Below are 19,572 nucleotides of genomic sequence, written 5' to 3' on the forward strand. Positions count from 1 at the left end.
AAAACAGATCATGACCCGCCTGTACCTAGGTACGGAGACGGGGAACTATTGAGCGAGGAAAGACCGTGGCAAGCCCAAATGAATGGAACCCGACGGAACGGGTGCGAGAACTCTCCTATCGCATGGTGAAATGGCCAAGTGAGACCGGAACACCTGACGAGGCATCGTTCGGCCCCAAGCTTGCCGAACTTTTGCGCGAGATTCCTTACTTCCAGGAAAATCCTGACGACATTGCTGTCATCGACAGTCACGGTTCGCCGATGACCAGGAATGTCGTCGCGGTCGTTCGCGGGACCGGGCGGCGGACTTTGGCGCTGGCCGGCCATTTCGATGTGGTGGAAACCGGCAATTACCGGGATTTGAAACATCTGGCATTCGAACCCGACGCCTTGCTCGAAGCGCTTCTTGCTGACCTTTCGAGCCGTCCGCTTGCACCGAACGAGGAAAAGGCTCTCGCCGATTTCAGGAGCGGAAATTACATTCCCGGCCGAGGCATGCTCGACATGAAAAGCGGGGTCGCCGCAGGCATTGCGGTATTGGAACGTTTCTCGCAACAGCCGGACCGGGAAGGCAATCTGATCCTGTTCGCTACACCTGACGAAGAACGCGGCTCGCGGGGAATGCGCAGTCTGCGCGACGCCCTGCCTGAACTTGTCGAACGTTGGGGGCTGGATATCGTTGCCGGTATCAATCTGGATGCAACAAGCGATCAGGGCGAAGGTGCGGAAGGCCGCGCCATCTATCGCGGCACCATCGGCAAACAGCTTCCCTTTGCTTTCGTGGTTGGCCAGCCATCCCATGCGAGCTATCCGTTTGAAGGTGTCAGCGCGCATCTCATCGCGTCGGAAATCATGCGAGCGGTCGAAGCCAATGCGACTGTTTGCGATACGGGCGACGGTGAGGTCTCGCCTCCGCCTATCTGTCTTGAAGCACGAGATTTCCGGGGTGGTTATGAAGTGACCACGCCGGAACGGACATGGGTCGCGTTTAACTGGCTGACCCATTCCGTCTCGCCCGACGCACTGTTTCAGCGTTTCAAGTCGATTGTCGGCGAGGCGCTGGATCGCGCAATCACACATTTCAATGTCGAGGCGGACCGGTTTGCAAAGCTGGTCGGCAGCGAGGCGAACGTCAATCACAAGGGCCGAATTCTGACCACAGCCGAGTTACGCGAGGAGGTTCGGCGCGTTGGCGGCGATGCAGCGCTGGAACGGATCGCAGTGTTGGAAGCTGAACTTTCAAGCAGCGACAACCCGCTCCTCATTACGCGCGAACTTGTGGATCGAATGGTCGCGGAGGCCCGCGTTACTGGCCCGACGGTGGTTATCGGCTTTGGAAGTCTCGTCTATCCGCATGTTCGCATGGGAGTTGAAACGGTAGAAGAACAGCGTTTTGCAGAAGCTCTGGAAACCGCACGTGTGGACGCGGAGCGCCAGTTCGAGACGACTATCCGGTATCGTGAGATATTTGCCGGTATCTCCGATATGAGTTTTTTCGGCCATGTGCCGGATGCGGCGGATAGTGAGGTCATTGCGGCCAATATACCGGCAGCTCAATTCATAGACCGTGCCAATCCGAAGGCGCTTTCATATCCTGTGGTGAATATTGGTCCGTGGGGCCGCGAGTACCATCAGCGGCTGGAACGGATCTACGCTCCCTATGCCTTTACCGTGCTGCCGCAGTTTCTCTATGACATAGCCGCGCGCTTCCTCAAGCCCTAGCTGTTGCGAATAGCGCGATGTCCTCACTTTGCCTGATTGACGGTTATAGCGATCATGTGGAGGACATCGTCAGCGCTGCAACCGCGGGAAAGGTCGTTGGCCGGTTTGGCCAACCCCTGAAGCACGGGACCGATGGCCTGTGCGCCACCGATGCGTTGGGCAATCTTGTAGCCAATATTGGCGGCCTCGAGATTGGGAAACACGAACACGTTGGCGTTGCCCTTCAGGGGTGAATCCGGCGATTTTGCGTGGCTGATCGCCTCCACAAAAGCCGTGTCGAATTGAAGTTCGCCGTCGATGCACAGATCGGGCTCCCGGTCTCTGACCGTCCGCGTCGCCTGCACCACCTTCGACACGCGCTCATGCGCGGCACTGCCGCCGGTGGAGAAGGACAGCATGGCGACGGCTGCGTCTTTTTCGGTAAGCTGACGATAAGAGTCTGCCGACTGGATGGCGATATCGGCAAGCTGTGCGGCATCCGGTTCCACCACGAGGCCGCAATCGGCAAAGACGAAAGCGCCTTTCTTCTGATGATAGGTCTGACATAAAAGCATCAGGAAAAAGCTTGAAACAAGCGATGCTCCTTCGCCCTTGCCGATGATCTGCAGCGCGTGGCGAACCACATCAGCTGTCGTCGCAACCGCACCGGCAACCGTTCCATCAGCATCGCCTTCACGCACCATCATGGCAGCAAAGCCGAGCGGCGTCTTCACCATCGCCTCGGCCTGTTCTTCCGTCATGCCCTTGGCCTGGCGCAGCTGGTAGAGCTTGTGCGCATAATCCGCGCTTCTATCCGATGTCTTGGGATCGATAACTGCAATTGATGATCCATTGCCGACAACGTTTTCGGACCCCAGAAGCGTGATGCGGGCAATGCCTTCGCGCTCCGCACGCAGCGCCGCGTCGATTATGCGCGGGTCTTCGCCCTCGGCCAGCACAATGTGACGCGGCCTTGAACGCGCTTTTTCAAAAATCTTTTCCAATGGCAGCATGGAAGTGTGTTTCCCCGGAGTGGCCGGGAGGAAAACCTCCCGGCATCATCGTCAAACCGGCATCTGCTGGCGCATGTCGGCCTTGTCGATGCCCGCCACGACAACCGGCTTTTTCATTGCATCGCGGCGGAACGGTTCGCCCAGTTCCTGGTTGAGCACCACTTCGATGAAGGTGGTCACACCCTTTGCCTGTTCGTCAATCGCCGTCTGCAAGGCTTCGGTGAGCGCCTGCTGGCTATCAACGGTCACACCCTTGAGGCCGCAGCCATCAGCCACCTTGGCGTAGCTCAGGTTCGGATTGAGCTCTGTGCCCACAAAGTTATTGTCGTACCAAAGCGTGGTGTTGCGCTTTTCGGCCCCCCATTGATAGTTGCGGAAGATGACCATGGTGATCGCAGGCCAACCCTTGCGGCCGATGGAGGTCATCTCGTTCATGGAGATGCCGAACGCACCGTCGCCAGCGAACCCGACCACCGGCGTGTCGGGCTGGCCGATTTTCGCACCGACGATGGACGGAAAGCCATAACCGCACGGGCCGAACATGCCCGGCGCCAGATATTTGCGGCCTTGCTCGAAGCTTGGATAGGCATTGCCGATGGCGCAATTATTGCCGATGTCGGTCGACATGATGGCGTTTTTCGGCATGCCGGCCTGAATGGCGCGCCATGCCTGTCGCGGCGACATGCGGTCCTTTTCGCGGTCCCTTGCCTCCGCATTCCACTGTGTGCCGGGATCGTCATCCTCATGATCCATTGCGGAAAGCTGCTGCAGCCAGGCGGACTTGCGCTGATGGATGAGTTGCTTGCGCTCATCGCGACCGGTGTTGCCCGCATTGGCTCCCAGTTGATCGAGTATCTGCTGTGCAACCTGCCTGGCATCACCGCAAATGCCGACCGAGATTTTCTTGGTGAGCCCGATGCGGTCCGGATTGATGTCAACCTGAATGATCTTTGCATCTTTCGGCCAGTAATCAATGCCGTAGCCGGGCAGTGTCGAAAATGGATTGAGGCGGGTGCCGAGGGCCAGAACAACGTCAGCCTTGGCGATCAGTTCCATCGCGGCCTTCGAACCATTATAGCCGAGTGGGCCTACGGACAGCGGATGGGTGCCGGGAAAGGCATCATTGTGCTGATAGCCGCAACAGACCGGCGCATCGAGCCTTTCGGCAAGTGCAATGGATTCCGGGATCGCGCCACCGATGACGACACCCGCGCCGTTGAGAATGACCGGGAATTTTGCTTCCGTCAGAAGCTTTGCGGCTTCGGCAATCGCCTCGCGACCGCCGCTCGGGCGCTCCAAACGCACGATTTGCGGCAGGTCGACATCGATGACCTGCGTCCAGAAATCGCGCGGAACATTGATCTGCGCCGGCGCACAGCCGCGCCATGCCTTTTCAATCACCCGGTTCAGCACTTCGGGAATGCGGGTCGCATCGCGCACTTCTTCCTGATAGCAGACCATTTCCTCGAAGAGCGCCATCTGGTCCACTTCCTGAAAGCCGCCCTGACCAATGGTCTTGTTGGCAGCCTGCGGCGTGACAAGCAGCATGGGCGTGTGGTTCCAGTAGGCCGTCTTGATGGCGGTCACGAAGCCGGTCACACCGGGGCCATTCTGGGCAATGGCCATGCCCATCTTGCCGGTCACACGCGTATAGCCATCGCAGATCAGCGCCGCATTCGTCTCATGCGCGCAATCCCAGAAGGTAATGCCCGCCTTTGGAAAAAGATCAGACACCGGCATCATCGCAGAACCGATGATGCCAAATGCATGTTCTATCCCGTGCATCTGTAGAACCTTAACAAATGCCTCTTCCGTCGTCATTTTCATGGCGCGTACCTTTCCTTGGAATTCAGAGAACTTCGTCTTTCAGCGCATACCAGCGATACATTGCGCGCTGGCCTATGCGCCTGAATGGAGTGAGCATGCCGTAGCTCGGCAGCTCGGAGGTGAAGATCGGCAGGTCCAGTCCCTGTCCGCCACCTGTCATCAATTGGGCGACGCGGCGTCCGGCCTGCGCCGAATACATCACGCCATTGCCGCCATAACCCATGGCATAATAGATTTCCTGCGACGGATCAGGCCGATATATGCGGGGCATCATGTCATGGCTGACATCGACCCAGCCCCACCAGGAATAATCGATCTTGATGCCTTTCAGGGCCGGGAATTTTCGGTAAAGGCCAGAAAGCAGAAGATCGTAGTGCTTCGGGTTTGGAGCATCAGCTCCTGTAATGGCGCTGCGGCTGCCGATCTGCATCCGCCCATCCGGCAGAAAACGGTAATAGTGGCGAAGCGTGCGTGTATCGGTCAGCGGGATGCCCGTTTTCGGACCGCATGCCTCGATTTCCTCCGCTGTCAGCGGCCGCGTGACGATGGAATTCGACAGCACGGGCATCAGCCGGTAACGGGTGAGCGGATGAAGACCGGGGGAAGTATAACCTGCCGTCGCAAAGCACACCTGTCGCGCCTTGACCGTGCCGTTCGGCGTGTTGAGGTGGAAGACATTACCGTTCTTGCGGCAACTTAGAACGGGGCTTGAAGTGTGTACCTTCGCTCCAAGCTTGCGGGCAAGCCGGAGATAGCCGAAGGCCAACTTTGCGGCGTGAATGCCCATCCCGTCCGGTTCGTACATCGCACCGCGTGCTTCCTGATCGCGGATGAAATCGCGATGAATTTCATCGCGGCTGACCATCCGTGTGCGATAGCCGAACACCTCATTCAGCAGGCGGGATTCCTTCTCCAGCGATGGGAGAACCTTGTCGCGATGGGCGATGTAGAGGTGACCGCCATCCTGCGGGTCGCAATCGATTTCGGGTTCGGCAATCAGAGACCGGAAGAGATCGAAACCTTCGGCGATTTCCCTGTGCAGCTTGCGGGCAACGTCCACGCCCCAACGCTCGATCCATTGCGATCGCTTGAGCCGTCCGGCGGAAATCTGCGCCTGTCCGCCATTGCGGGTGCTGCATCCCCAGGCCACGCCGTTCGCTTCCAGTACCGTAGCCTTGACGCCATGGTCGCGGGCAAGGTGGATCGCTGCCGAAAGACCCGTGTAACCAGAACCGACGATGACGACATCAGCGTCGACGTCGCCCCGAATGGGGCCGTCATCTTCCGGCGCGGACCCGGCGGTTCCGATCCAATAGGTCGGCGCATAGTCACGGCCTTGTCCGGGCGTTTTTGAGACCACCGGATCATAGGCGGGATCGAATGGTTCGGTTGCCGAGAAACTGTTGAGCGTGTGGGTATCCATATGTCGGTCCTCCAATTCACCGACGGACAATGTTGGGGCTTACGCCTTCAGCAAAGGCCGGTTCTTGCGGAATGCCTGCTTGCGGACGATCTTGCCGCCGCGCTGTGTGAAGAGATCGCAGCCTTCGGCCTCGACGCGCGCGCCGCTGGCATCGGTCCCGCGAAAGGTCCATTCGGATACGGCGCGGTCGCCGCTCACGAAATGCCGGTGTCCGTCCCACCTCACGTCGGGCATGGCAGCCCAAACCCCGGAGAAAGCCTTGGCAATGGCGTCCTTGCCTTCGAGGCGGGCGCCGTAGACCTCATCGCCGCCGATGGTAAAGAACACGCAATCGTCAGCGAAAAAGGCCATGATCGCGTCGATGTCGTGCCGGTTGAAGGCGTCGAAAAGATCGGAAAAATGTTTCTCTGTGAGTTGCCCTGCGGACATTCGGTTGCTCCCTGCCAAGTCTGGTATGCGTCTTGTTTTCGGGCAAAGCTTGCCCGTGGCGCGGCAGCACTGCCGCGCGGTTGATGTTGCGAACTGGATTTCGGACGGGCTGTTTAAAGCGGTCGAGGCATCGTCAGATTTTGCCCTTCCACGGAATAAGCACCTTTTCCAGATAGCGGATCAGGAGGTCGAAGGCGAAAGCGAACACGCCTATGACTATAATGCCCATGATGACGGTATCGCTTGCCAGAAACTGCGCGGCATTGAGCACCATGAAGCCAAGCCCGCGATGTGCTGCCACCATTTCCGCGGCAACCAGCGTCGTCCAGCCCACACCGATGCCGATGCGCATGCCGGTGAAGATTTCCGGCATTGCCGCTTTCATGATGACCTGGGTTATGACCTGGGTCCGGGATGCGCCCATGGCGTAGGCGGCATGGATCTGTTCCGTCGAGACCGAGCGAACACCGGCTCTCGCCGCAATAGCCATTGGCGCGAAGATGGCGAGGAAGATGAGGAACACCTTCGGAAATTCGCCGATGCCGAGCCAGATGATGATCAGAGGCAGATAGGCAAGCGGCGGCAACGGACGGTAGAACTCGATAATCGGGTCCAGCACGCCGCGAACGAAACTGCTCATGCCCATCATGATCCCGATCGGAATTGCCGTGACACAGGCAATCGCGAAAGCGCCCAATACGCGTCCAAGGCTGGCGAGCGTGTGTTCGGCCAGAGTGGAGTTTGCCACACCGTCTGTCATCGCCACCATGAACTTGCCATAGACCGCAAAGGGAGAGGGCAGAAACAGCGGCTTGACCCACCCCATTCCAGTTACGAGAAACCAGAGCCCCAGCAAGATCAGTGCGGTCACAAGGCTGATGAAGCCGCTGTTGCCATCGCCGGGGGCGCCATAGATTTTACCGGGTTTGACTGGTCGTGCCCGAGTGACGAACTCAAGCATGGACCAGTTCCGGGTTTCCTGATGCACGTTCATCGCCATAGATAATCCCCAGAATTGTCTCACGCATCTTGATGAAATCGGGACTGGACTTGACGGCGCGCGCGTCACCGCATTCCAGAAAGCGTCGGTTGAAATCCAGATCGTAGGTGTGAGTGATCCGTCCGGGACGCGGCGACATGACGATCAGGCGCGAACCGAGAAACAGGGCTTCTTCGACGCTGTGAGTGATGAAGAAGAACATTTTGTTGGTTACCTGCCAGACCCGCAACAGCAACTCCTGGATCGTCTCGCGGGTGAGGGCATCGAGCGCTGCCATAGGCTCGTCCATGAGCAGCATCGCCGGATCGCAGGTAAGAGCGCGGGCGATGCCCACGCGCTGCTGCATTCCGCCGGAGAGTTGGTAGATCTTGTGATTATGAAAATCCTGCAGGCCTACCAGAGCCAGGTTTCTTGTGGCGCGTGCGCGGCGTTCTGCCTTCGGCACACCTTGAAGCTTCAGGCCGAACTCGGTGTTGTCGATGACATTGAGCCAGGGAAGAAGTGCGTGTTTCTGGAACACGACACCTCTGTCGGCGCCGGGGCCGCGCACCTGGCGTCCACCCAGCGTGATTTCTCCGGATGACGGGATCATGAAACCAGCCATCAGATTGAGAAGCGTGGTCTTGCCGCAGCCGGACGCACCCAGCGCCACCACGAAATCCCCGCTGTCGATCCGCAGATTGACACCCTTCAGTGCAATCACGGCTTCTTCCACATAAAGACCGGGATAGGTCAGACTGACATTCGATACGTTCAAGGTTTCCATAACGTCACCTTTCGGGAACGAGAAAGCGGTTCCGGCATAAACCAAAGGTTGCGTCAATGCAGGAACCGTCTCGGTTCAGCGACTGTCCCTCAAAGACATGCGCTGGTGGAGGCGCTTGAATTACTTCACGTAATTACTTTGCGGCGGCTTCCGCAAAACTGCCGTTTACGTTGCCGCTATAGTCGTCCAGAGCCTTGTCGAGCTGTTTTTGATCGACGAGGAATTTTGCGCTCTGGGTGACGGATTTGAGCGCGCCGCTGTCCTTGCCGCCGCCGAGCCAGCTCGGTGAAGCCTGTTCTTCCACTGTCGGGAAGGACAACAGCGCGAGCGCGCCGGGTATGTCAGCGGCATTGCCGCCGATCAGCTTGACCATACCCTTCACCTGATCCGAATCTGCCGTCCACTGGCCACCATTGGCCTTGTAGTCGGCATAGGCATCCTTGAGCACGGCGGTGAAGGCGGTCATGAATTTCGGATTCTCGCTGGCGAAACTCTTGTCGACCACGAGCCCGTCGAAAGTCGGAACACTTTTTGCGCCAATTTCTTCCGAATTGGCAATTTCCTTGCCCGACTTGAGAATTTCGGAAAGAGCCGGGGGCCAGACATAGGCCGCATCGATATCGCCCCGCTGCCAGGCGGCAACGATTTGCGGCGGCGTCATGTTGAGGATTTCCGCATCGCGTGGATTGATCTTCCAGATGTCGTCCATGCCGACGAGAAGATGGAAGTGCGAGGTCGAGACGAACGGCACGCCGATCTTCTTGCCCTTGAGGTCTTCCGGCTTCTCGATGCCGGAACCTTCGCGCGCCACCAGTGCTTCCGACTTGCCGATATTATCGAGGATCCAGAAGAGCTGGAGGTCGACCCCGCGTGTGGCAGCTGCCGCGATGCCTGTCGAGCCGATCACGCCTACCGGCACATTGCCGGACGCAAGGGCCGTGGAAATATCCCCGCCCGACGCGAACTGGCGCCAGTCGATCTTGTATCCGGCCTCCTTGGCGGCCGCATCGAATTTTCCGTTGGCAATCGCAGTCAGAAACGGCCCTACGATCTGCTGATAACCGACCACGACCGTGGTTTCGGCATAGGCCGCAGACGTAGAAAGCGCTGCTGCGGCTGAAAATAACACCACCCGTTTTATGCTGTTGAAATAGTTCATGGAGTTCCCCTTCCATTTAAGAACCACGTCTGACTTGGTCATGACCGTTGGCGTTTTTCGCCAATCTCCAGTTCTGATTACAAACGATAGCCACGTCATCACATTTGCCTTATATCCAGTTGGAATAGTCAATAAGTCCAGTTTGACGGCGGAGAGGGTGCTGCCGGATATGCGGACATGCACACACTTTCGCCAGGCGCAATTATTCCATGGGGAAAATCAGAAAGAAGAAACGCTATTGCTAAGTGGAACATGAAGCGGAAAAACTGACGCAAACCGAGGCGCAGTTGCAGATTTACTAATGGAGCAGGGCTTTGGACGCCGTTTCGCCAACGATATTCTTCATAGACGGCAGCAGAAATACCGGATTGCAATCGCAGATCCGTGAAACCACTGTATCGGCCATTCTGTCTGGGGCCGTTCTTCCGGGCGCTCGCATGCCGTCGACGCGAGGGCTGGCTGGTTATCTGAAAGTCTCGCGCCTGACGGTAACGCTTGCCTATCAGGAACTTGTTTCCCAAGGCTATCTGGAAGTGCGCTCACGCAGCGCCTACCATGTGGCCACGACCCCGCCCATTAGTCATCCCGACAGGGATTTCTTGCAGACCCCCGACACCGCTGTCGACTGGTCGTCCAAACTGCGTCCCGGCTTCAATATCGCCAAGACCATTCGCAAGCCGCTGGATTGGCGAAAATACCGCTATCCTTTCCTTTATGGCCAGATGGATCAGACCCTGTTCGACCTGGCCGCATGGCGTGATTGCGCCCGGCGTGCGCTTGCTCGGGAAGATTTCATCCTCATGGCAGGCGATTTCGCCGCGGCGGACGATGTTGAACTTGTCAATTATATCCGCTCCCGGACGCTGCCGAGCCGAGGGATACGCGCGGAGCAGGACGAGATATTGGTTACGGTTGGCGCGCAGAATGCGCTTTGGATCATCAGCCATCTGCTTTTGACACGGCGTTCGCATGTCGTATGCGAGAATCCGGGCCATCCGGACATCAGCGCTACGCTCCATCTGACGGGAGCCCGCGTTACGGCACTTGATGTCGATGAAGGCGGCTTGCCGCCCGAACTTCTGCCGGACGGGATTGACGCGGTCTTCGTTACGCCAAGTCATCAATCCCCCACAGCCGCCACCATGCCCCGGGCGCGGCGTATCGCGTTGCTGGAGGCGGCGGCCGAACGAGATTTCGTCATCGTCGAGGACGACTACGAATTCGAGATGAGCTTTCTCCAGCCACCGACCCCGGCGTTGAAATCGCTCGACCAGTATGGTCGCGTTCTCTATGTGGGCAGCTTTTCCAAATCGCTTTTTCCGGGACTTCGGCTCGGTTATCTCGTCGCCCCGGCACCCGTCATTCGCGAGGCGAGGGCGTTGCGCGCGCTGATGCTGCGTCATCCGCCCGGACATCTGCAACGAACTGCCGCCTATTTTCTGGCGCTTGGCCATTATGATGCAGTCATTCACCGAATGCGGATCGAATATCACAAGCGTCACATAGCCATGATCGAGGCTCTCGATCGGGAAGGCTTGAAAATCGCGGGCAAGTCCGCGTTTGGCGGTACTGCGTTCTGGATCGAAGGACCTGAAGGCATGGATGCCGACAAGCTCGCACGTGATCTGCGAGAGGACGGCGTGCTGATAGAGTCCGGAGCGCCGTTCTTCTGGAGCGACGACCGGCCATGCCGTTATTTCGCATCGCCTATTCTTCAATTCCACTCAACCGCATCGCGGAAGGTATAGAACTTCTGGCTAAAAGAATGCGAAAAATCTCTCAATTCAGGAACGGTTGAGTTCAGCCTGCGTTCATGTGGATTGCGATAACGGATTTGTGAAATCGCCGGAATTTGTCCCAATTCAGTGGGTACCGCTGGCGACGTACGGCGTCCTTGCCTGCGAATCCATGGGCAGACGCACACCAATTCTGCCTTCCAGAAGGAGAAGGATATATGTCTATTCGTTCGAAGCTTCTTGCCACGGTTGCGGTGCCGGTTCTGTCGGCTTCCATTCTCGCGCAGCCCGTGCTCGCAGATACGCTGACGGCTCCAATCCTGTTGGCGCAGGAGAATGGGGACCAGCCATCCGACGAGCAATTGCTGCAACAGCGCGAGGCTGAGGAACAGCAAAAGGCGGCAGAGGAAGAAGCGCGCAGGGCTGAGGAGAAACAGCGCGCTGCCGACGAGGAAAATCGTCGTCAGGCGGAAGAACAACAGCAGAAAGCCGCTCAGGAAGAAGCCCAGCGTCAGGCGGAAGAGCAGAAACGAGCTGCGGAAGCGGAGGCGCAGCGCCAGGCCGAAGAGCAGCAGAAGGCTGCCGAACGAGAAGCACAGAAACAAGCCGAGGAACAACAGAAGGCAGCAGAGCGCGAAGCGCAGAAACAGGCCGAAGAACAGGCCAAGCAGGCGGCCGAGCAGAAAAAAGCCGAGGAGGAGGCGCAGCGCCAGAGCGAACAACAGCAGCAGAAGGCCGCTGAAGAAGCCCAACGGCGCGCCGAAGAACAGAAGAAGGCAGAGGAAGAGGCTGCTCGCAAGGCCGCTGAACCGCAGGAGCAGACAGCGCCCGCCGAAAAACCGGTGAAGGAAGCTCCGGCAAGTGAGCCCGAAGCGAAACCCGAGCAACCCGCACTCGAGAAGCCCGTGAAGGAAGCTCCCGCTCCGCAAGCGGAAAAGCCTGCCGAGCAACCGGCAGAAGCATCTCCGGCAACGCCTCAGCAGAAAGTACCTGCAGAAGAGTCCATCGTTGAGCATCCGGAAGAGGTTCCGCCGCAGGAGCCGAAAGCATCGGAAGCTCCACAGAACGAGGCGCAGCCTGCACAGCCGGTTGAACAGCCGCAATCGACCGACGGCCAGCAAAAGCCTGCGCCGGAAATAGTCGATCAGCGCTCGACCGAGGAAAAGCAGGAGATTGCCAAAGATCCCGCGAAGACCGACGACACAGTTGTCTTGCCGGTTGAAAATGGCGCCGCCATTCTCGACAGCGACAAGGATGCCGACAATTCCGGGGGAAGCCAGTCGCGTGAAGAGCGCCGCAAGCAGCGGGAGCAGCAGCGCTCAGCCGAGGAAAACGCCCCGCCACCCGCAAATGATGCGGCGGCGCAGGTCGCTATCCCGGAAGAGGTGAAGGCAGCGCTGCCGCAGAAGATCGAGGCCAATCTCAAGGAAGAGGGTACACGCATCAAGGAAGCGCCGGTCTTTGCCGTGCCGGAAACCACCAATATCGTCAACAACACGGTGGTGAACAACACGGTCATAAACAATACGACGGTCAATAACGTGACGAACAATGTCACGAACGTCAAAGTGATCGAGGAAGTCGACAACCGCGTCATCCTGGATGTCGGCGACCGTATCTTCGTTCGCGGCGATGACCGCCCGAGACTGCGCCGCGATGCCGAGCAGACTTATTATGATGAATTGCCGCGTGGACGCACCCGCGAAACCATCGTTCGTCCCGGCGGGAACCAGATTGTCACGATCTATGATCGTTACGGTGACATTCTTCAGCGTTCCCGTATCGACCGCGACGGCAACGAGTATCTGATGATCTATGCGCCCGAATATGACGACAATCCGCGCGCTTCGATTATCGATGTCGGCTACGAACTGCCGCCAATGCGTCTCACCATTCCGGTGAGAGATTATATCATTGACGTTGCCGACGATCCGGATCGCGATTTCTACGATTTCCTCGCCATGCCGCCGGTGGAGCGTGTTGAGCGCGTTTATACGATCGATGAAGTTCGTCATTCTGCCCGTCTGCGTGACAAGGTGCGCCGCATCGATCTGGATACGATCCACTTCGCTACCGGAAGTGCCGAAGTTTCGATGTCGCAAGCCAAGACCTTGCGCAAGGTTGCGACCGCCATGCAAAAGGTGCTGGCGAAGGATCCTGGCGAGACCTTCTTTATCGAAGGACATACTGATGCCGTAGGGTCGGACCGCTCAAATCTGGTCCTGTCGGACAAACGAGCTGAGTCCGTCGCCAGCCTTTTGACGGAAGTCTATGATATCCCGGCTGAAAATCTCGTGACGCAGGGTTATGGCGAACGCTTCCTCAAAATTCGCACACAGGCAGCGGAGCAGGAGAACCGCCGCGTCACCATCCGTCGCGTGACGCCACTTGTCCGCCCCGTTGCAAAACGCTGAACGAAAAATAACCGGATGCGAGCCTCGCATCCGGTTATCGCATGGAATTGATCTTGATCAGGCGGTTTTGGGTTGGGCCGCACTTACCTGTGCGAGCAACAGTTCGCTCATCGGACGCGGCTTCACCGCCTCGATCTGCACCATAAGTTCCGCGATTTTTTCGGCGTCGCAGACACCGCACTCATAAATCTGGATGATTTCGCGCGCCATTTCGTCCTTATGGGGAGAGGTGATCGGGCAACGCGCCATTGCTTCGCACGACTTCACATAAGCCGTTTGCAGCTCTTTCAACTCGGCGGGTTTGAAGCGCCCGAAGTAGTAATCTCTCGAAAATGGCATTCTATGCATTCCGCATATGGCTGGCCGACCGATCGTCCTGTCAGCCCATAAATCCGTGTGATCCACTATACTAAAATATAGCTGATTGCAAAACTTTATATCGAAGAATTGTTTACTTTATGTAAAATACTCTGTGAGGGCAGGGTGCAAAAGAATTACATGGCAGTCCTTAGTTCGAGCGCTTGCACAACCCCGACTGACTAGACACGCGCGATTTCGAGCTTGGCCACGATTTCTGCAATCTTGTCCGGATCATGTGCACCGGATTCATATGTTCGGATGATTGCTCGTGCGAGTATCTCTTTATCTTCGTGTGTTGTGGGGCAGCGATCCAGAACCGCACAGCAACGGTTATAGGCGACCTGAAGCACCCGAAGGTCCTCAGGTGCGTATGTTCCTTGATATTTGTTACCGCGAAATGGCATTGGGGGCCTCCCCTTCGACTGATTGAACCCCTAATTTAAGGGGAATGCAACTGATCGTTTTATGACAGTGACGCAAGCCACGTTGGATAGTGTTTTCGAAAGCCCCGTTTCATGGGATACAAACAGCGATAAAGTCTGTCTTCCACTTCGTTGGCCCCTAAATACCGCTGCAAGCGTGTTGAAAGCTGGTTGAAAGCTTGCCTGCGATATCCATTCAAGACCGATAGAGGAATCGGCATCAGGAGGGGCTTGGTTTTGCCGGGCCAGCAGGAGCACTCGGAGGAGCATAGATGAAAATCTCTATAGATTCATATCGCCATCTGTTTGGCGCGGCCATTATTGGCGGCGCGATGGTAATTGGCGCAAACGCGGCCCATGCCGAAAAACTGACGGTAATCGTTGGTGGCATGGAAAAGCAGATTTACCTTCCAGCCGTGCTGACGGAAAAGCTCGGTTACTTCAAGGATGAAGGCCTTGATGTCGAACTGATCAACAGCCGTGCAGGCGTCGATGCGGAAAACGAGCTTTTGGCTGGTGCAGCCCAGGCCGTGGTCGGCTTTTACGATCACACCATCGATCTTCAATCGAAGGGCAAGTTCATCCAGTCGATCGTACAGTTCAGCCAGGCGCCGGGTGAAGTGGAACTCGTTTCCAGCAAATATGCCGATCAGATCAAGTCGCCCGCCGATTTCAAGGGCCACACGCTGGGTGTCACGGGTCTCGGTTCTTCTACAGACTTCCTGACCCAGTACCTTGCCATGCGCAACGGCTTGAAGCAGGGCGACTATACGTTGCTGCCGGTTGGCGCTGGCAACACTTTCATTGCAGCCTTCAAGCAGGATGCCGTGCAGGCGGGCATGACCACGGAGCCGACTGTCGCCAATATGCTGAAGAGCGGCGATGCGAAGGTGCTGGTCGACATGCGCACGCCGGATAAAACCATCGAAGCCCTTGGCGGACCTTATCCGGCTGCTTCGTTCTACGTGCAGAGCGCATGGCTCGAGACACACAAGGAAGATGCGCAGAAACTTGCCAACGCACTGGTCAAGACCATGCGCTACATCGCTTCGCACAGCGCCGAAGAAATCGCAGACCAGATGCCCAAGGATTATTATGTCGGCGACAAGGACCTCTACGTGAAGGGGCTTGCCGAGGGCAAGGCGCAGTACACGCCGGATGGCCGCATGCCAAAAGATGGTCCTGAAACTGTTCTCAAGGTTCTCGCAACCTTCAAGAAGCCGCTTCAGGAAAAACAGGTCGATCTTTCGAAGACGTTCACGACCGAGTTCGTGGACAAGGCCAACGCGGCGCTTGACGCTGCGAAGTGACCAGCCTGCGACTGACGTTCACGTAGAACGTCAGTCTCACTGTTTCAACATATTCAGCCGCATTGCAGGCACGCGACAGAGCATTCCAGCAAAACGGAAAAACCGTTTTGGTGCGGGATGCTCGATAACGAAACTGTCGCGTGCGAGCGGTGCCGCATACCCGCGAGGAACCCATGCTGATGGAAGCCCCCAGTACCATTGCGCGTGAAACAGATGGCAACAGTGTGCCTGCAATCGCGCTCAACAATGTAACCCGCCGTTTTGTCACCCCCGACGGCAAGATGATGACCGCATTGCGCGACTTCACCATGAATGTTGCGCAGGGCGAATTTGCCTGTGTCGTCGGCCCGACCGGTTGCGGCAAGTCGACGACGCTTAATCTCGTGACAGGTCTCGCCAAGCCAAGTGCCGGTGAAGTTCGTCTGATGGGTAAGCCCATCGAAGGTATCAGCCCCGATATCGGTTTTGTGTTTCAGGCGGATGCTCTGTTTCCGTGGCTCAGCGTCATCGACAATGTGAGCGCGGGTCCGCGCTATCGCGGCATGGGCAAGGAAGAAGCCTATGCGAAAGCGCGCAGCTGGATCGCCCGCGTCGGTCTCGCCCGCTTTGAAAACCACTATCCACACCAGCTCTCCGGCGGCATGCGCAAGCGCGTGGCGCTGGCGCAGACATTCATCAACGAACCGAAAATCCTGCTCATGGATGAACCGTTCAGCGCGCTTGACGTGCAGACACGCACCTTGATGCAGGGCGAATTGCTCGATCTCTGGCAACAGTCTGGCGCGTCGGTCATCTTCGTTACGCACGATCTCGAGGAAGCGATTGCTTTGGCCGACAAGGTTTATGTGCTGACCGCCGGTCCGGCCACGGTCAAGAGCGTTTACGACATCGATATTCCACGCCCGCGCGTCATGGAAGACATCCGCTACGACAGCCAGTTTGTCGATATTGCCAAGGTGATCTGGGACGATCTGCGCGAGGAAGTGCAGATCGGTCAGAAGCGCGCGCTGGCAAGCGGCAACTAATCGGAGAAAATGAAATGACAACACAAACTCTCTCCGCGTCAGCAAACTTGCAGTCCAGTGCAAGTACGGACGAACTTGCACGCACCGAAGCGAAATTTCGCGCTGCAATGCGCCGCCGCCGTGCCGTGGTTATCCTTGTGCGCCTCGCCATTCTTGTCGCCGTTCTGGGTGGTTGGGAGCTTGGTGCACGGACGGGCCTGATCGATCCATTCTTCTTCGCAAGCCCTTCCGGTATCGCGGACCAGATATGGATATGGATCACGGAAGGCACCTCACAGGGGCCGCTCTCGGAGCAGATCATCGTAACCCTTGAGGAAACAGCGCTCGGCTTCCTGATCGGTGCGGTTGGCGGCGTCATTTGCGGCATTCTGCTGGGCCGCAACAAGTTCCTCGCCGATGTGTTCTCGATCTATATCAAGATCGCCAATTCCATCCCGCGTGTCGTGCTGGGTTCGATCTTCATCATCGCGCTTGGGCTCGGTATGGCGTCCAAGGTGGCGCTGGCCGTCGTCATGGTGTTCTTCGTCGTGTTCGCCAATGCGTTTCAGGGTGTACGCGAAGCTGATCGTGCGTTGATCGCAAATGCACAGATATTGGGTGCTTCCCGTTCGCAGATCACACGCACCGTCATCGTGCCGTCAGCCATGAGCTGGATTCTGGCAAGCCTTCACGTTAGCTTCGGTTTTGCGCTCGTCGGCGCCGTCGTCGGTGAGTTTCTGGGCGCGAAGAAGGGCGTGGGCCTGATGATCTCAACGGCACAGGGCACATTCAATGCCAATGGCGTCTTTGCTGCCATGGTCATTCTGGCGGTGCTGGCGCTCGTCGTGGAATATATTATCACGCTAATCGAAAACCATCTGGTGAAATGGCGTCCACAGGCGCTTTCCGAACAGGGAAGCTGACAGCCAGACATTTGAACAGCTCAGGCGGCGGGCAGGGTGACAGTCACCGTAAGCCCGCCGCCTTTCGTTTCGGAAAGCGACACATCACCGCCTGCGGCATCGGCCACTTCACGCACGATGGCGAGACCCAGCCCGCTTCCATCTGCCAGAGTGCCTGGAACACGATAGAAGCGTTCGAAAACGTGTTCATATTCGCTGACCGGAATACCGGGGCCGTTATCCTCGACCCGTAATTTGATTTTGTGTCCATCTTGATCGATCACAAGCGTGACCGTGCCGCCTTCCGGCGTATAGGTGAGGGCATTGTCCACCAGATTGACGATCATCTCGCGCAGCATGGTTCCATCGCCGGAAATGATCGGCTTTTTCGCTTTAAGCTCCAACCCGAGATCGATCTTGCGGTCGAACGCCTTGCCTGCGAGGCTTTCCAGAATTTGTTGTCCCGCCTCCGCCAGATCAACCCGATCAGCGCGGGGACGCCTGCTGCCCGGTTCGGCCCGGGAAAGCGTCAGCAATTGTCCGGCCAGCCGTGACAGCTGCATGGCCGTACTCTTGATGCCAGCAAGGACATCCTTGCGGTCATTTTCTTCGGTTGCCCGTTCTGCGAAGCTGGCCTGTGTCGAAAGCGTCGCAAGCGGCGTACGCAACTGATGTGCCGCATTCTGAATGAAACGGTGTTGCGCCGACATCTGCTTGCGTACGCGTTCCATATACTGGTTCAGCGCCGTGACGAGCGGTCGAAGTTCGGTCTGGACGGTCTGTGGATCGAACGGTTCCAGTTTGGATGTGCGATTGCGGACTTCATTGCGAAGCCGGATCAGCGGACGCAATACAAAGCGCAAGCCCAATAGCGAGAGAGCACCGGCAACGATGATGAGCAGCGATTGTTCCAGCACCGAGTTCAGCCAGAGTTCCCGTTGCATGGCGGTGTATCCCGCAAGGGTGACACCCACGACCACATCGACAGCTTGTGGCAGGGTGGAAGGTGCGGCAACAGGATGGCGCAACACAACCAGACGCAAGGGACGGTCGCGATAGGTGCCCTCATAATGAAGCGGATCGTAATTCGTGATTACGGCAGGCATGGGCAAGTCGGGAAATCCTGCCAGCAGTCGCCCATCGGACGTCTCCACACGATAATAGACTCGGTCCCCATATCCCGTTGAGAACATTTCGAGTGCGACCGGCGGAATGACCGCATCGATGGCATTGTGCGACGCGGCGGTCGCTTCGCCGATTGCGCGTGCAGACGCTGTCAGCATTCGGTCTGATACGATCCCAGCCATGTTTTCCGACGCGCGCCATGCTGTCCAAAGATTGATCCCTGCCACGATAATCAGCGGGATTACGATCCACGAAACGAGTTGGGCGCGCAGGCTTTGGGAGAGGCGGGTGAACAGCCGTTTCATCTCAACTCGCTTCGCGCAGCAGATAGCCCAGGCCGCGCAAGGTCACGATCTCGGCTCGGCTGCCCTCCAGCTTCTTGCGGAGACGATGAATGTAGATTTCGATGGCGTTTTCGTCAGTTTCGCTGTCGAAATTGTAGATGCCCTGTACAAGCGCCGTTTTGCTGACCGTGGTTCCGATGCGCCGCAACAGCTGTTCCAGAACTGCATGTTCCTTCGGGGCAAGTGAAAGCGGCTCGTCTCCAATCGAGAATAGCCGGGTATTGGTGTCGAAACGTAAAAGCCCGCAGGTCACAACGGGCGCTGTTCGCTGGCTGGCGCGGCGAAGATGCGCGCGGATACGCGCTTCGAGTTCGCTGAGCTCGAAGGGCTTTGCCAGATAGTCGTCGGCGCCGGCATCCAATCCACGGATACGCCCGTCAAGACTGGCATTGGCCGTCAGGATGATGACGGGTACTTCATTGCCTTTGCCGCGGACGTGTTCCAGCACATCGAGCCCGGTTTTGTCGGGAAGGCCGAGATCAAGAATCACCAGATCGTACTCTGTGAAGGCGAGTGCCTGTTCAGCATCAGCAGCGTCGTGCACGGTATCGACGCTATAGTTTGACTGTTGCAGGCTTTTTGCCAGCCAGTTTGCGAGGGTGAGATTATCTTCGACGAGCAGGATACGCATGGCTGAC

15 protein-coding genes and 1 pseudogene are annotated in these 19,572 nt (G+C 57.5%); 6 read left to right on the forward strand and 10 right to left on the reverse strand.

The window, feature by feature from the left end:
* The first annotated feature begins 122 nt into the window (after positions 1–122).
* Positions 123–1,721 (forward strand): M20/M25/M40 family metallo-hydrolase, encoded by a 1,599-nt coding sequence (locus OINT_RS15220; RefSeq protein ID WP_006471744.1) that lies wholly within the window; start codon positions 123–125, stop codon positions 1,719–1,721.
* Positions 1,722–1,744: 23 nt separating this feature from the next.
* On the opposite strand, the gene pta is transcribed toward OINT_RS15220, so the two are convergent.
* The 7 genes from pta to tauA form a co-directional block, all read right to left on the reverse strand.
* Entirely contained in the window at positions 1,745–2,713 is a 969-nt protein-coding gene (gene pta / locus OINT_RS15225) for a phosphate acetyltransferase (RefSeq protein WP_006468766.1), read from the reverse strand.
* Positions 2,714–2,764: 51 nt separating this feature from the next.
* Complete coding sequence (gene xsc / locus OINT_RS15230) at positions 2,765–4,540, reverse strand: sulfoacetaldehyde acetyltransferase (RefSeq protein ID WP_006468767.1); 1,776 nt, start codon at positions 4,538–4,540, stop codon at positions 2,765–2,767.
* Between the two features lie 22 nt (positions 4,541–4,562).
* On the reverse strand, positions 4,563–5,963 hold the full coding sequence (locus tag OINT_RS15235) for an NAD(P)/FAD-dependent oxidoreductase (protein WP_039853244.1): 1,401 nt from the start codon (positions 5,961–5,963) through the stop codon (positions 4,563–4,565).
* A gap of 39 nt (positions 5,964–6,002) precedes the next feature.
* Entirely contained in the window at positions 6,003–6,392 is a 390-nt protein-coding gene (locus OINT_RS15240) for a nuclear transport factor 2 family protein (RefSeq protein WP_006471745.1), read from the reverse strand.
* 133 nt (positions 6,393–6,525) lie between these two features.
* Positions 6,526–7,353 (reverse strand): ABC transporter permease subunit, encoded by an 828-nt coding sequence (locus tag OINT_RS15245; protein ID WP_006471746.1) that lies wholly within the window; start codon positions 7,351–7,353, stop codon positions 6,526–6,528.
* Positions 7,346–8,158: a taurine ABC transporter ATP-binding protein gene (locus OINT_RS15250; RefSeq protein WP_006471747.1), complete on the reverse strand. Its 813-nt coding sequence runs from the start codon at positions 8,156–8,158 to the stop codon at positions 7,346–7,348. The genes OINT_RS15245 and OINT_RS15250 overlap by 8 nt, the downstream gene beginning before the upstream one ends.
* A 133-nt stretch (positions 8,159–8,291) precedes the next feature.
* Entirely contained in the window at positions 8,292–9,317 is a 1,026-nt protein-coding gene (tauA, locus tag OINT_RS15255) for a taurine ABC transporter substrate-binding protein (RefSeq protein WP_021585610.1), read from the reverse strand.
* A gap of 314 nt (positions 9,318–9,631) precedes the next feature.
* On the opposite strand from tauA, the pseudogene pdxR reads away from it, so the two are divergent.
* Both pdxR and OINT_RS15270 read left to right on the forward strand, forming a co-directional pair.
* Positions 9,632–11,115 (forward strand): annotated as a pseudogene (gene pdxR / locus OINT_RS15265) (MocR-like pyridoxine biosynthesis transcription factor PdxR).
* Positions 11,116–11,271: 156 nt separating this feature from the next.
* A complete protein-coding gene (locus OINT_RS15270) occupies positions 11,272–13,467 on the forward strand; it encodes an OmpA family protein (RefSeq protein WP_039853248.1) in 2,196 nt (731 codons plus the stop codon).
* Between the two features lie 57 nt (positions 13,468–13,524).
* Here the strand turns inward: OINT_RS15270 and OINT_RS15275 are convergent, their stop codons facing one another.
* Complete coding sequence (locus OINT_RS15275) at positions 13,525–13,806, reverse strand: hypothetical protein (protein WP_006471286.1); 282 nt, start codon at positions 13,804–13,806, stop codon at positions 13,525–13,527.
* A 715-nt stretch (positions 13,807–14,521) separates the two neighbouring features.
* Here OINT_RS15275 and OINT_RS15285 point away from each other — a divergent pair.
* The 3 genes from OINT_RS15285 (at position 14,522) to OINT_RS15295 (ending at position 17,486) form a co-directional block, all read left to right on the forward strand.
* Positions 14,522–15,559 carry an ABC transporter substrate-binding protein gene (locus OINT_RS15285; protein ID WP_006468777.1) on the forward strand — a complete coding sequence of 346 codons (1,038 nt, stop codon included), beginning with the start codon at positions 14,522–14,524 and terminating at the stop codon, positions 15,557–15,559.
* Positions 15,560–15,732: 173 nt separating this feature from the next.
* A complete protein-coding gene (locus OINT_RS15290) occupies positions 15,733–16,584 on the forward strand; it encodes an ABC transporter ATP-binding protein (protein ID WP_006471287.1) in 852 nt (283 codons plus the stop codon).
* Positions 16,585–16,598: 14 nt separating this feature from the next.
* Entirely contained in the window at positions 16,599–17,486 is an 888-nt protein-coding gene (locus OINT_RS15295; protein ID WP_006468779.1) for an ABC transporter permease, read from the forward strand.
* 20 nt (positions 17,487–17,506) lie between these two features.
* Here the strand turns inward: OINT_RS15295 and OINT_RS15300 are convergent, their stop codons facing one another.
* Both OINT_RS15300 and OINT_RS15305 read right to left on the reverse strand, forming a co-directional pair.
* Positions 17,507–18,895 (reverse strand): sensor histidine kinase, encoded by a 1,389-nt coding sequence (locus OINT_RS15300; protein ID WP_006468780.1) that lies wholly within the window; start codon positions 18,893–18,895, stop codon positions 17,507–17,509.
* Position 18,896: 1 nt separating this feature from the next.
* Entirely contained in the window at positions 18,897–19,565 is a 669-nt protein-coding gene (locus tag OINT_RS15305; RefSeq protein ID WP_006468781.1) for a response regulator, read from the reverse strand.
* Positions 19,566–19,572 lie beyond the last annotated feature (7 nt).

The sequence above is a fragment of the Brucella intermedia LMG 3301 genome, from assembly GCF_000182645.1.
Lineage (GTDB): Bacteria > Pseudomonadota > Alphaproteobacteria > Rhizobiales > Rhizobiaceae > Brucella > Brucella intermedia.

Excerpts from the sequence above, each read along its gene's own strand:
- OINT_RS15220 (WP_006471744.1), top strand. The coding sequence starts at position 123 with ATGGTGAAATGGCCAAGTGAGACCGGAACACCTGACGAGGCATCGTTC.
- pta (WP_006468766.1), bottom strand. The coding sequence starts at position 2,713 with ATGCTGCCATTGGAAAAGATTTTTGAAAAAGCGCGTTCAAGGCCGCGT.
- xsc (WP_006468767.1), bottom strand. The coding sequence starts at position 4,540 with ATGAAAATGACGACGGAAGAGGCATTTGTTAAGGTTCTACAGATGCAC.
- OINT_RS15235 (WP_039853244.1), bottom strand. The coding sequence starts at position 5,963 with ATGGATACCCACACGCTCAACAGTTTCTCGGCAACCGAACCATTCGAT.
- OINT_RS15240 (WP_006471745.1), bottom strand. The coding sequence starts at position 6,392 with ATGTCCGCAGGGCAACTCACAGAGAAACATTTTTCCGATCTTTTCGAC.
- OINT_RS15245 (WP_006471746.1), bottom strand. The coding sequence starts at position 7,353 with ATGCTTGAGTTCGTCACTCGGGCACGACCAGTCAAACCCGGTAAAATC.
- OINT_RS15250 (WP_006471747.1), bottom strand. The coding sequence starts at position 8,158 with ATGGAAACCTTGAACGTATCGAATGTCAGTCTGACCTATCCCGGTCTT.
- tauA (WP_021585610.1), bottom strand. The coding sequence starts at position 9,317 with ATGAACTATTTCAACAGCATAAAACGGGTGGTGTTATTTTCAGCCGCA.
- OINT_RS15270 (WP_039853248.1), top strand. The coding sequence starts at position 11,272 with ATGTCTATTCGTTCGAAGCTTCTTGCCACGGTTGCGGTGCCGGTTCTG.
- OINT_RS15275 (WP_006471286.1), bottom strand. The coding sequence starts at position 13,806 with ATGCCATTTTCGAGAGATTACTACTTCGGGCGCTTCAAACCCGCCGAG.
- OINT_RS15285 (WP_006468777.1), top strand. The coding sequence starts at position 14,522 with ATGAAAATCTCTATAGATTCATATCGCCATCTGTTTGGCGCGGCCATT.
- OINT_RS15290 (WP_006471287.1), top strand. The coding sequence starts at position 15,733 with ATGCTGATGGAAGCCCCCAGTACCATTGCGCGTGAAACAGATGGCAAC.
- OINT_RS15295 (WP_006468779.1), top strand. The coding sequence starts at position 16,599 with ATGACAACACAAACTCTCTCCGCGTCAGCAAACTTGCAGTCCAGTGCA.
- OINT_RS15300 (WP_006468780.1), bottom strand. The coding sequence starts at position 18,895 with ATGAAACGGCTGTTCACCCGCCTCTCCCAAAGCCTGCGCGCCCAACTC.
- OINT_RS15305 (WP_006468781.1), bottom strand. The coding sequence starts at position 19,565 with ATGCGTATCCTGCTCGTCGAAGATAATCTCACCCTCGCAAACTGGCTG.